The 11,966-nt window shown below is 72.3% G+C and carries 8 protein-coding genes and 5 pseudogenes; 9 read left to right on the top strand and 4 right to left on the bottom strand.

Annotated features, from left to right (window positions below; all coding sequences use genetic code 11):
* Positions 1 to 259, bottom strand: a pseudogene (locus tag L0P92_RS35985) (expansin EXLX1 family cellulose-binding protein); the annotation flags it as partial.
* A 239-nt stretch (positions 260 to 498) separates the two neighbouring features.
* Here L0P92_RS35985 and L0P92_RS35980 point away from each other — a divergent pair.
* A pseudogene (locus L0P92_RS35980) lies at positions 499 to 789 on the top strand (hypothetical protein); the annotation flags it as partial.
* A 170-nt stretch (positions 790 to 959) separates the two neighbouring features.
* Here L0P92_RS35980 and L0P92_RS45555 read toward each other — a convergent pair.
* Positions 960 to 1,154: pseudogene (locus L0P92_RS45555) on the bottom strand (DUF2201 family putative metallopeptidase); the annotation flags it as partial.
* A 37-nt stretch (positions 1,155 to 1,191) separates the two neighbouring features.
* Here L0P92_RS45555 and L0P92_RS35970 point away from each other — a divergent pair.
* The 6 genes and pseudogenes from L0P92_RS35970 to L0P92_RS35945 all read left to right on the top strand — a co-directional run bounded on the left by L0P92_RS35970 (position 1,192) and on the right by L0P92_RS35945 (position 9,198).
* Positions 1,192 to 2,820 (top strand): transposase, encoded by a 1,629-nt coding sequence (locus tag L0P92_RS35970; protein WP_234767261.1) that lies wholly within the window; start codon positions 1,192 to 1,194, stop codon positions 2,818 to 2,820.
* Positions 2,817 to 3,854: pseudogene (locus tag L0P92_RS35965) on the top strand (vWA domain-containing protein); the annotation flags it as partial. The gene L0P92_RS35970 and the pseudogene L0P92_RS35965, both read left to right, overlap by 4 nt.
* Positions 3,855 to 3,983: 129 nt before the next feature.
* Entirely contained in the window at positions 3,984 to 4,544 is a 561-nt protein-coding gene (locus L0P92_RS35960; protein ID WP_234767260.1) for a hypothetical protein, read from the top strand.
* A gap of 216 nt (positions 4,545 to 4,760) precedes the next feature.
* Positions 4,761 to 7,001, top strand: coding sequence for an MMPL family transporter (locus L0P92_RS35955; protein ID WP_234767259.1), 2,241 nt, complete (start codon positions 4,761 to 4,763; stop codon positions 6,999 to 7,001).
* Positions 7,002 to 7,121: 120 nt separating this feature from the next.
* A complete protein-coding gene (locus tag L0P92_RS35950; RefSeq protein WP_234767258.1) occupies positions 7,122 to 8,429 on the top strand; it encodes a sensor histidine kinase in 1,308 nt (435 codons plus the stop codon).
* 100 nt (positions 8,430 to 8,529) lie between these two features.
* Positions 8,530 to 9,198 (top strand): TetR family transcriptional regulator, encoded by a 669-nt coding sequence (locus L0P92_RS35945; protein WP_234767257.1) that lies wholly within the window; start codon positions 8,530 to 8,532, stop codon positions 9,196 to 9,198.
* 123 nt (positions 9,199 to 9,321) lie between these two features.
* Here L0P92_RS35945 and L0P92_RS35940 read toward each other — a convergent pair.
* A pseudogene (locus L0P92_RS35940) lies at positions 9,322 to 9,435 on the bottom strand (flavoprotein); the annotation flags it as partial.
* Between the two features lie 68 nt (positions 9,436 to 9,503).
* Positions 9,504 to 9,989, bottom strand: a complete 486-nt coding sequence (locus L0P92_RS35935; RefSeq protein ID WP_234767256.1) for a pyridoxamine 5'-phosphate oxidase family protein — start codon at positions 9,987 to 9,989, stop codon at positions 9,504 to 9,506.
* Positions 9,990 to 10,290: 301 nt separating this feature from the next.
* On the opposite strand from L0P92_RS35935, the gene L0P92_RS35930 reads away from it, so the two are divergent.
* Positions 10,291 to 11,547, top strand: a complete 1,257-nt coding sequence (locus L0P92_RS35930; protein WP_234767262.1) for an SLC13 family permease — start codon at positions 10,291 to 10,293, stop codon at positions 11,545 to 11,547.
* 29 nt (positions 11,548 to 11,576) lie between these two features.
* On the top strand, positions 11,577 to 11,966 hold a 390-nt coding region (locus L0P92_RS35925), incomplete at its 3' end, for a universal stress protein (RefSeq protein ID WP_234767255.1).

Raw genomic sequence — 11,966 nt, 5'->3', positions numbered from 1 at the left:
GGGTGGTGCTGGGGGTCGGGGACGCCTTCGACGGCTTCGGCTTGGGGGTCGGTCTCGGGCTCGGTGTCGTCCGCGGGGGTGCCGATCTGCTGTCGGCGGTGGGTGTGGTCGTGGAGTCAGCGGCCGTGGACGCGCCGTCGGGGCGTAGGGCCATGAGGAGGGACGCGGCGAGTGCGACGGCCGCCACGACCACCGCGGGGACGAGGGCGCCGCGCCACTTGCTGCGGGACCGGCGGTGGGAAGGGGGTGCGGATGCCACGGGTGAGTCCTTACGGGTGGTTGCGGGGGGGTGGGTCGGCGGGGAGGGGGTCGGAGTCGTCCGTGTGTCAGTGGTCGCCGACGCCGGAAAGGTTGCCGGGGAATTGACCGGGGAATTGAAGCGTGGCCGGGGGTTGGAAAATCCCTCGCGTCGCCGGTGCGGGCGGCGTTACGCTCGCCCGCGATGACGACTCACTGTGTTGCCAGATTGGGGGTCCCGTCCGCGCAAGGTGAGTGCTGATGGGCACTCGGATCGCGAACGGGGATTCCCGGCCCTCCGGGGCTTTCGAGCTTTCCTTCTGGCCGCGCGTGCGCGAGTTCGCCGTGCCGGCCACCATGATCGAGACCGAGACCGCCTGCCGGCTGGCGGTGGACTGGGCGGGAGCGTGTGTTGCCGCCGGCGTCGACGTCGATCTCCAACTGCGTTCCGTGACACGTGACTTCGGTCGAGAACCTGCCGCCCGGGTACGTGACGACCTACGGCATCTCGCTCCCGACCTGCTGCGCTGGCACCTGCCGAGGATCGCTCCCAGGCTGTGCTCGTGCGATTGAGGGCTGACATCGGCTGGTTCTGGAGGGGCTCGCGGACGAGGGCGGAGGTGGGGTGGGGGCGCGGGCGGACTGCGGATCGTGGCCGGCGCTGCCAAGGGGCGTACGTCCGCGCTTCCTGTGCTGCCCGACCTGGAGTTACTCGTGCCGGAAGTCCGCTCCACGAACGCCGGCGACACATAGCACCGCCAGTGCCGATCGATGGCCATCGTCGGCACCCGCCGGGACTCGACGACGTGCAGGGCGAACAGCGCGGTCGCTAGGTAGGGCCTGACTGGGGCGGCGTGCAGGCGGAGAAGAGTGTCGCGGTTCAGGTGGTGGGTTGGGGGTTGTGGACTGCTGGCGATCGACTGCGTACGGGCGTGTTCTGGCGCACATGAATGAGTGTCCGGGCTGCGGGAGTTGGCGGCGCCGTTCGTCACCCTCGGGCCGTCGGGGGTCGCGGTCCGCGACCGGCTCAAGCACCTGACGTCCGAGGACGAGAAGGTGCTTCGCCTGGTCGGTGATCTGCTCGGCACGCTCGCCTCCCGTGACCTCAAGGCGCGGTGTGCTGTGGGGCTGGAGCACGACACCGAACGGTGGGCCGAGCGTAAGCGCACCCTCACGCAGGAGTCCTCCTCCCGCTGGGCCGGGTCGCTCACGAAGGCCACCCACGATCAGTGGGCGCTGGCCCGGCGCGGCCAGCTCGCGCACATCCAGAGCCTTCAGGCCGGCATCGCGACGATCACGCACCGACTGTCCCTGCCCGTGGGCGAGAAAGGCACCAAGCGGGCGCCGGGCGGCTACCGCACCCGCAAGGAGTGGTTCGCCAAGACCCGCCGCCTACACCTGCTCCAAGACCGGCTGGAGGCGGTGCGGGCCGACCGCGACGCCGGTGTCGTGCACGTGGTGCGCGGCGGGAAGCGGCTGCTGAACAACCGCCACCACCTGGATACAGCCCAACTCACCCAGCAGGAATGGCGCAAGCGGTGGGAGGCCGGGCGGCGGTTCCTGCAGGCCGACGGCGAGTCCGGCAAGCGGTACGGCAACGAGACCCTCCGCGTCACCGACGACGGCGAGGTCTCCTTCAAACTCCCCGCGCCACTGGCCTACCTGGCCAACGCCCCGCACGGCCGGTACGTGCTCGCCGCCCGGGTGAGCTTCCCGCACCGGGGCGAGCAGTGGCGCGACCGCGTCAGCGCCAACCGGGCCGTCGCCTACCGCCTGCATGAAGACACCGTGCGGGGCCGCTGGTACCTGACCGCATCGTGGACGATCCCACCAGTCAAGACCGTGCCGCTGGCCACGGCCCGCGTCGGCGGCCTGCTCGGCGTCGACACCAACGCCGACCACTTCGCCGCCTGGCGCCTGGACGCACACGGCAACCCCGTCGGCCGGCCCCACCGGTTCTACTACGACCTGACCGGCACCGCCGACCACCGTGACGCGCAGGTCCGGCACGCGCTGATCCGCCTGCTGCACTGGGCTAAGCGGCACCATCTGTCGATCGCGATCGAGGACCTCGACTTCAGCGCCGAGAAGACCCGCGAGAAGCACGGCCGCCGTAAGAGGTTCCGCAACCTGATCTCCGGCCTGCCGGTGTCCCGGCTGCGGACCCGGCTGGTCAGCATGGCGGCCGAACTCGGCATCACCATCGTCGCCGTCGACCCGGCCTACACCAGCAAGTGGGGCGCCCAGCACTGGCAGAAGCCCCTGACCACCCGCGAGCGCAAGACTTCTCGCCACGACGCGGCAGCGGTGGCGATCGGCAGGCGCGCCCTGGGACATCCGATCCGGCGACGGACGGCACCGCCCCCACCACACCAGAGTGATGTCGTGGGGCATCGGACCGTCCAGGCCCGACCGGGCATCCCAGGGCGTGAGGAACCCCGCCCCCGCATTCCCGGACCACGGACACGATCCGTGCGCGCCGGACGCGGAGCGAACGCGGGGAACCAGGACGCCCAACACCGTTCGGGGCGTCCGGCTGAGCATGAGTTCTGGCAACAGGACTCACTCCCGCTCAGTCTTTAGGAACGGTGTGGGTGCACGAGGTGTCGCATCTGCTGCGGGACCATCACGGGCGCGGCGACCGGGTGGCGCGGGAGCACGGGCTGAGCGGGCCGGGGGAGCGGCTGCGGATGAACATCGCCGCCGACTGCGAGATCAACGACGACGTGTACGGGGACGGTCTTGCCCGGCCCGAGGGGGCCGTCGAGCCGGCGATGCTGCTGCTGCCCGAGGGCGAGCTCATGGAGGACTATCTGCGCCAGTTCCGGCTGGGGCCGCGGACCCAGGACCTGGCCTGGCTGGACTGCGGCAGCGGCGCCGACGGGCTGGAGCGGGAGTGGGATCTCGGGGCGGACGGCGCGCACGGGCTCAGCGCCCAGGAACGGGACGCGGTCCGGTTCCGGGTCGCGCAGGGCATCACCGGGCGTCCGGGCAGCGCCTCGCAGGGGTGGCAGCGGTGGGCGGAGGAGGCGTTCCATCCGCCGCAGCCCTGGCGGGAGTTGCTGGGCGCGGCCGTGCGGTCGGCCGCCTCGGGGCCCGGTGCCGGCGAGGACTACACCTACGGCCGCCCCTCGCGCCGCGCCGCCTCGGTGCCCGGCGCCGTCCTGCCGAGCCTGCGGCGCCGCCCGCCCCGCGTCTGTGTCGTCATCGACACCTCCGGATCGGTCAGCGACGCCGAACTGGGCAGTGCGCTCCTGGAGGTCGCCGCGATCTCCCGGGCCGTCGGCGGGCGCCGTGACCTGGTCAGCGTGGTGCCGTGCGACGCGGCGGCCGGGGGCGTGCACCGGGTGTGCCGTGCCGAGGGGATTCCGCTGGTCGGTGGCGGGGGTACGGATCTGCGCGCGGGCTTCGCGAGGGCGTTGCGGGCTCGTCCCCGGCCCGATGTCGTCGTGGTCCTGACGGATGGTCAGACCCCGTGGCCGAGCGAACGGCCGCCGTGCCGGACGGTGGTGGGCCTGTTCCCACGACGGCACTCGTACCGGCCGTACGACGAGGACGATCCCGAGTACGTGCCGGACCAACCGCCCGCGTGGGCCAGGGTGGTTGACATCGGTTAGCCCTCGGGCCGCGGCCCGCCTCGGTGATCCCCTTCAGAAAGGGCTTGCGTAACCTTGGTCACGTCCCTGGCGGCAGCCAAGGGCGGGGGGAACACCAGTCACCCGAGCGAACCCGAAGGATCAGCGAACGTGTCGTTGAAGATCAGCCGTCCCGGGGTCGCCGCCCTGGCCCTCATGGCGGCGCTCATGGGCGTAGCCGCGGCAGGACCGGCCGTGGCGGCCACCCAGCAGACCACCACACAGACCACCTCGCAGACCACCACACAGGCCATCCCGCAGACCCCTCCGGCCGCGTCCACGGCCCTGCCCGCACAGGCGCCCGCCATACCCACCGAGTTCGTCGACCTGTCCACCAGCCCCCTCGTCGCCGACGGTGCGAGCCACGAGGTCACCGTCACCTACCGCAACGACTCCTCGGCGGACCGCACGGTCGCCCCGCAGCTCCTCATGCAGTCGCCGGACGGCGGGCCGTTCCTGGAGCCGGCCGACGTCCGGGTCGAGCGGCGTACCGCGGCCGGTTGCTGGGAAGCCGTGGAGCTCGGCAGCCAGACCGGCACCCTGTACACCGACCTCGTCGCCGCCCAGCGCACGCTGCACGCGGGTGACACCCTCACCGAGGTCTACCGGATCACCGTCCTCGACCACGAGGCGGAGGGCACCGTACAGCCGAGGGTGGCGCTCTACAGCTGAGCCCCGGCCGAGCCGACACCCGCGCGCGAGGGGCCGGACCGCGGGGAGCCACGTACGACCGACGCTCCCCGGGTCTGGTCCCTTGGGCTGACCCCTGACCCCGTCCGTACTGCGTTCTGAGTACCGGCGATTGTCGGCAGCCGCACGACGACACGGCACACCCGCTCCCGAGAGTCTGGGCACACGTTCGAGTCCCAGATGTGGAGACCCCCTGCCGTGGCTACTTTCCTGTATCGAGTGGGCCGTCTGGCCTTCAGGCGACGCTGGTACGTCGCCCTGGTCTGGGCGGCCGTGCTGGCCGCCGTCGGACTGGGTGCGCTCAAGGCCCCGGGCGCGGCCGACGAGGAGTTCTCGATGCCGGGCATCGAGTCGCAGAAGGCGTTCGACCTGATGGAGGAGCGCTTCCCGGGCGCGAGCGCCGACGGCGCCACCGCGCGGGTCGTGTTCGTCGCGCCGGGCGGCGAGAAGGTGACCGCCACCGAGAACAAGAAGGCCGTCGAGGAGGCCGTCGCCGAGCTGGGAGACGGGGCGCAGGTCGCCGGGGCGGTCGACCCGTTCCAGGCGCGAGCCGTCAGCAAGGACGGTACGACGGCGTACTCGACCGTCACCTACAAGGTCGGGGCCAACGACCTCACCGACGCCAGCAAGACGCATCTGACCCAGACCCTCGCGCAGGCCCGAGACTCGGGGCTGACCGTCGAGGCCGGCGGCACCGCCATGGAGGACGGCGGCGGTCCGGGTGGCGCGGCCGAGGTCATCGGCGTCGCCATCGCCGCCGTCGTACTCCTCGTCACCTTCGGCTCGCTCGCCGCCGCCGGGCTGCCGCTGCTCACCGCGATCATCGGCGTCGGCGTCAGCATGGCGACCATCCTGGCGCTGTCCGACGCGCTCGGGCTGTCCACCACCACCGGCACCCTCGCCATGATGCTGGGCCTCGCGGTCGGCATCGACTACGCCCTGTTCGTCGTCTCGCGCTACCGGGAGGAGCGCGCCAAGGGCCGTACGCCGCAGGAGGCGACCGGAATGGCGGTCGGTACGGCCGGTTCCGCGGTCGTCTTCGCCGGGCTCACCGTCGTCATCGCGCTGGCCGGGCTCTCGGTCGTCGGCATTCCGATGCTCACCAAGATGGGGCTGGCGGCGGCCGGCGCGGTCGTCGTCGCCGTACTCATCGCGCTGACCCTCGTCCCGGCGTTCCTCGGTTTCTGGCCGAACGCCGTACTGGCCAGGAGGGCCCGCAGGAGCGGCCGTATCGAGGAGGACGCGGCCGACAACGGCGGTACCCGCTGGGCGCGGTTCGTGCTGCGGCGGCCGCTGCCCGTGCTGCTGCTCGGCGTCGTCGGCCTCGGGGCGCTCGCCGTGCCGATGACCGACCTTCAGCTGGGCATGCCCGGCGACGAGGCCAAGTCGACCTCCACGACCGAGCGGCGGGCCTACGACGCGCTCGCCGAGGCCTTCGGGCCGGGCTTCAACGGGCCGCTCACCGTCGTCGTGGACGCCAAGGGCGAGAAGGACGCCAAGGGGGCCGTGACCGCGATCTCCGAGGAGATCGGTGGCACGAAGGGCGTCGTGTCCGTCTCCCCGGCCCGCTTCAACGAGGCCGGAGACACCGCCGTGTTCTCCGTCGTGCCGTCCACCGCGCCGACCGACGAGAAGACCAAGGACCTGGTCACCAGCATCCGGGGCGAGCGCGCCGGAGTCGAGGCCGAGACCGGGGCGACCTTCGAGGTCACCGGCACCACCGCCCTGAACATCGACATCTCCGACAAGGTGCAGGCCGCGCTGGTGCCGTATCTGATCGTCGTGGTCGGGCTGGCGATCGTGCTGCTGCTCGTGGTCTTCCGGTCGCTGCTCGTCCCGCTGAAGGCGGCCCTCGGCTTCCTGCTGTCGGTGCTGGCGTCCCTCGGTGCCGTCGTCGTGGTGTTCCAGCAGGGGCACGGCGCCGAACTGCTGGGGGTGGAGCAGACCGGGCCGATCATGAGCCTGATGCCGATCTTCCTGGTGGGCATCGTCTTCGGGCTCGCCATGGACTACGAGGTCTTCCTCGTCTCCCGGATGCGGGAGGCGTACGTCCACGGCGAGTCGGCCCGGCAGGCGGTGACCTCCGGATTCCGGCACAGCGCCCGCGTGGTCGTGGCCGCCGCGCTGATCATGATCGCGGTCTTCGCCGGGTTCATCGGCGAGAGCGACTCGATGATCAAGATGATCGGGTTCGGGCTCGCCACGGCCGTACTCCTCGACGCCTTCGTCGTACGGATGGCGATCGTGCCGGCCGTGCTCGCCCTGCTCGGCGACAAGGCCTGGTGGCTGCCGAAGTGGCTGGACCGCGTCCTGCCCCGGGTGGACGTGGAGGGGGAGGCGCTCAGCCGGCGGTCCGAGCCGCGGGAGCAGGCGGAGGCCGCGGAGGACGCCGGGGCGGATCCGGCCCGGGCGGCCGACCTGGACGTGGCGCGCACCTGATCCGACCGACGTGGCCCGCCCCCCACAGGGACCGCCCGTGACCAAGGACACGGGCGGTCCCGTCGGCCGTTCGTACCGCCGGCGGCCACCATGGACCGAGCCCACCGACCGGAGAACACCATGACCACCAGCCCGGAGCGGCGCTACGCGGACCGCATCGAGGAGTTCACGGACCGCATCGAGGAGTTCGCGGGCCGCCACCGCTTTCTCGTCGATCTCGCGCCGGTCCTCGGGCTGCTGGGCTGCGCGACCCTCGGCAGTTCGCTCACCCTGCCCGGCGCCGATCCACCCGACCAGGACACGGCCGGCGTCATCCTCATGGGCGTCGCGTGCCTCGCTCTGCTGAAACACCGCACCCATCCGCGCACCGCCGTCGTCGTCACCGCGATCTGCACGGTGATCGCGGTCGCGCTGGGCTATCTGGTGACCCCCCTGCTGCTGGCCCCCATCATGGCGGCGCTCTACTGGCTGGCCGCGCTCTGCGACCGCGGGACGACCCGCGCCTACGGCCTCACCACCATGGTGGCCGTGAACCTGGCGGCCGTGTTCTCCGACTCCATGGAGCACCTCTCGCTGCTGCTCAGGACGATCGGCCCGTTCTTCTGGCTGCTGCTGCCCCTCGCCGGCGGCAAGATGACCCAGCTGCGGCGCGCCTACCTGAGCTCGGTCCAGGCCCGTGCCGAGCACGCCGAGCGCACCCGGGAGGAGGAGGCCCGGCTGCGGGTCACCGAGGAGCGCATGCGGATCGCCCGCGAGCTGCACGACGTCGTCGCCCACCACATGGCGCTGGCCAACGCCCAGGCCGGTACCGCCGCGCACCTCGCGCTGACCAGCCCCGAGCAGACGAAGGCGATCCTCACCGACCTGACCGGCACCACGTCGTCCGCGCTGCGCGAGCTGAAGGCCACCCTCGGGCTGCTGCGGCAGAACGGCGACCCGGACTCCGCTCCGCTGGAGCCGTCGCCCGGGCTGGCCCGGCTGCCCGAGCTGGTCGCGGCGTGCGCGTCGGCCGGGCTCAAGGTCACGGTCACCACGGACGGCGAGCCGCAGCGCCTGTCCCCGGGCGTCGACCTGACCGCCTACCGGATCGTCCAGGAAGCACTCACCAACGTCACCAAGCACGCCTCCACCCGGGCCGCGCACGTCCGGTTCGTGTACACCGGGTCCCGGCTGACGATCACCGTCAGCAACGACGGTCCGGTTGACGCCGAGTCGCAGGGGACTAGCGGAGCCACGGGGGCCTCCCGGCCCTCCGAGGCGGACGCCGGGCCGAGCCGGGGCTTCGGCGTCATGGGCATGCGCGAGCGCGCCCGCTCCATCGGCGGCGACCTGTGCGCGGGACACCGCCCCGAGGGCGGCTTCGAGGTCACCACGGCACTGCCGCTTCAGCCGTACGCCGCAGAGGGGGACGGCGCGGCACCCACGTAGCGGTAGGGGCGTGGGCTCGCGTGCGAGAATGCGTGTCCGCTCCTCTCCGATGCCCCGTCCGTTGTCCGTTCGTCCGTTCGTCCGATCCAACGAGGTTTCCGTGGCCAAGCCCGTCGCCCGTGAGCCCCTGCGCCGCAACTCGCGGGCCAACCGGGCGCGCATCCTGGCCACGGCCCGCCGGGAACTCGGACGCAACCCCGACGTCACGCTCGAGGAGCTGGCGCGGGCCGCCGGTGTCGTACGGCGCACTCTCTTCGGCCACTTCCCGGGGCGCGAGGCACTGTTGGAGGCCCTCGCCGAGGAGGCCGCCGAGAGCCTGCGGGGCGCGCTGGCGGCCGGGGTGGCGGCCACGGAGGAGTCCGCCGAGCGGTCGCTCGCCCGCCTCGCGTTCTCGATGTGGCCTGTCGGCGACCGCTACCGGCTGCTCCTGGCGCTGGCCCAGCGCGACCTGGGCACGGAACGGGTGGCCGAGGTCCTGGCCCCGGCCCGGGCGACGGCCACGTCCATCCTGGAGCGCGGCCAGCGCGACGGCGTCTTCCACACGCATCTGCCGGCCACCGCGTTGAGCGCGGCCCTGGAGGCGATGACGGTCGCGCTGCTGGAGTCGGTCAACGACGGTGTACTGCAGGACGACGGCACCCGAACCGCCATCGCCACACTGATCGCGGCCGGGGTGCCGGAGGCGCGGGCGTGCGAGGTCGCTGAGGCGGTCGCGGCTACGGTGGCGGTGGCGGAGTCGGCGGTGAAGCCGGGGTCCGGCGGCGACTGAGCTGCCGTAACGCCCCGTCAGTCCGCTGGCCGGCCGCAGTCTCACTCGCAAGCCGGCCCATCTGAAAGGCGCCCGTGGCGCCGGTTCCGGCTTGCCGGTCGCGGGTCGGACGTACGGCACTGATCACGGCCGCGCGGACACCGTGGGGGTGAGCAGTTCCAACGCCTCCTCCCAGCGGTAGCGGTCCGCGCCGCCCCCGGGCTTCGGCCGATGCGGCTCGCACGAGCCGACCAGGTGTGCCGTCTCATGAGATCGGTGCCACACCCGTAGGGATCACGCGGTCAGAAATCTCCGCAGCGGGATGGTCAGTTCGACTTCTTGGCAAGTTCGGCGAGGAACTGCGGCACTCGGCCAGCACCGAAGTCGTAGAACCGCGCCCATTGGGGCTCGACCGCGATACGCGCCATCTGGTCGTACATGGCCCGGCAGTTCCGCTCGAACTCGGCCGCGTACTGGGCGTCGAAATTCTTCCGCGCGGCCGCGAGGTACTCCGGCACCACCCCGTCGACGATGGTCAGGTGCACCACGCCGCGCACCGACAGCGTCTTGGCCGAGCCTGGGCTGTCGCCGGCGTCGATGGTCAGGGCGACCTCGGGGCGGGCGGACAGCGCTTTTACCTTGGGCGCCGTGGCCGCGGTGGACATGACGATCTCCTCGCCGGTCCAGAAGATGCCGATCGGGATGACGCGTGGCAACCCGTCGAGTCCGTTGTATGCCAGCCGAGCCATGGACGCCTGGTTCAACAGCTCGTGGGCGTCGGCCAGCTCCTGCTCGATCTGCCTCGGGTCCATGATCGTCGCCCTCCTCTGCTACGCGGCCCTCGTGACCGCTCATGTTCCTGAGACGTAGCCGTCGCCCCGTTCTCGACACCGCGGCCGAAACACCGTGTCTCGCCGCCCGCTCGCCCACGGTAATCGTGCCGTGCCCGCTGACTTCCTCAACTTCGAAGTCCGACGACGACAGCGAGGCGCGTGCCCGCAGTGCGGAGGCGACCGCCCTCCTGTCGCTTACCCGCGCCGAGCCGGAAGCCCTTACCCGCGCGGAGTACCGTGCGGCGAGATCGCTGTCCGTGACCTCCCGGAAGGACCGAAGCTGAACACCCCGCTCGCGGAGACCCTGTCCGTGGCCATGCTCGTGCTCGTGCTGGTCTGCGCCGTCGTCCGTCCCTTCAACTGGCCGGAGGCCGTCGTCGCCGTACCGGCCGCCGCGCTCGTCGTGGCCACCGGGGCGATCTCCCCGGCGCACGCGCTGGACGAGGCCGAACAGCTCGGCCCGGTGATCGGCTTCCTCGCGGCCGTACTGGTCCTCGCCCAGCTCTGCGACGACGAGGGGCTGTTCCAGGCCTGCGGGGCGTGGATGGCGCGTTCGGCGGCGGGGCGGCCGCGTCGGCTGCTGGGGCAGGTGTTCCTGGCGGCGTCGGCGATCACGGCCGTACTGAGCCTGGACGCCACGGTCGTGCTGCTCACGCCGGTGGTGTTCGCCACCGCCGCCCGGCTCGGTGCCCGCCCGAAACCGCACGTCTACGCCTGCACGCACCTGTCCAACACGGCCTCCCTGCTCCTGCCGGTGTCCAACCTGACGAACCTGTTGGCGTTCGCGGCGAGCGGGCTGAGCTTCACCCGGTTCGCCGCGCTGATGGCACTGCCGTGGCTGGCGGCGATCGTCGTCGAGTACGTCGTCTTCCGGCGCTTCTTCGCCACCGACCTGGACGCCGGGGCCCAGGCCCCGCCCACCGGCGACGCCCCCGAACTGCCGCTGTTCGCCCTGGTGACCGTGGCGTGCACGCTGGCCGGGTTCGTCCTGACCTCGGCGCTCGGCGTCGACCCGGCCTGGGCGGCGCTGGCGGGCGCGACGGTTCTCGCCGTACGGGCGCTGCTGCGGCGCAGTACGTCGCCGAAGGCGCTGCTGAGGTCGGTGTCGCTCCCGTTCCTGGCGTTCGTCCTGGCGCTCGGCATCGTGGTCCGCGCGGTCGTGGACAACGGCCTCGACACGGCGTTGGGCCATCTCGTCCCCGACGGCAGCGGCCTGCCCGCCCTGCTCGGCATCGCCGTGCTGGCCGCCGTCCTGGCCAACGCGATCAACAACCTGCCCGCGGTCCTGGTCCTGCTCCCCCTCGCCTCCGCGTCCGGCCCCGGCGCCGTCCTCGCCGTGCTGCTCGGGGTGAACATCGGCCCCAACCTCACCTACGCCGGCTCGCTGGCCACCCTGCTGTGGCGGCGTATCGTGCACGCCCATGACGCGGAGGTCCAACTGGGCGAGTTCACCCGGCTCGGCCTGTACGCCGTACCGGCGAGCCTGGGCGCCTCGGTACTGGCACTGTGGGCGTCACTGACCCTGATCGGAACTTGATCGGAACCTGATCGGAGGAGGCTGATCGCATGCCGGTGGTGGTCGTCTGGATCGTCGAGGGCACCTGGCCCGCCTGCGTGGACGCCGCGCGCCGGCACGCCCCGGAGGACGCCGAGATCGTCCTGCTGCACGTCACCGGCCCCGATGCAGCGGACGCCGCCCACGGCGCCTTCGCCGGACTCCTCGGCCGCGGCCACCCCGAACGCGATCCCGGCACTCGCGTCGAACACCTCGCCGCCGCCTCCGCCGCCGCCCTCCTCCAGGCCGCCACCGACCGCCTCGCCCGCCCCTGCACCCGCGTCGAACGCACCGGCCGCCCCGAACACGAGGTCATCACCGCGACGGACGGCGCCGACCTCCTCGTCCTCGCCCGCGACGGCGACCGCACCCGACTCGGCCCCCACAGCCTCGCCCCACCC

Origin of the sequence: Streptomyces muensis (assembly GCF_021474425.1) — a bacterium.
Classification (GTDB): domain Bacteria; phylum Actinomycetota; class Actinomycetes; order Streptomycetales; family Streptomycetaceae; genus Streptomyces; species Streptomyces muensis.
The sequence above is the reverse complement of the archived record's forward strand: the minus strand, read 5'-3'. Positions and strand labels throughout refer to the sequence as shown.

Excerpts from the sequence above, each read along its gene's own strand:
- L0P92_RS35950 (WP_234767258.1), top strand. The coding sequence starts at position 7,122 with ATGACCACCAGCCCGGAGCGGCGCTACGCGGACCGCATCGAGGAGTTC.
- L0P92_RS35935 (WP_234767256.1), bottom strand. The coding sequence starts at position 9,989 with ATGGACCCGAGGCAGATCGAGCAGGAGCTGGCCGACGCCCACGAGCTG.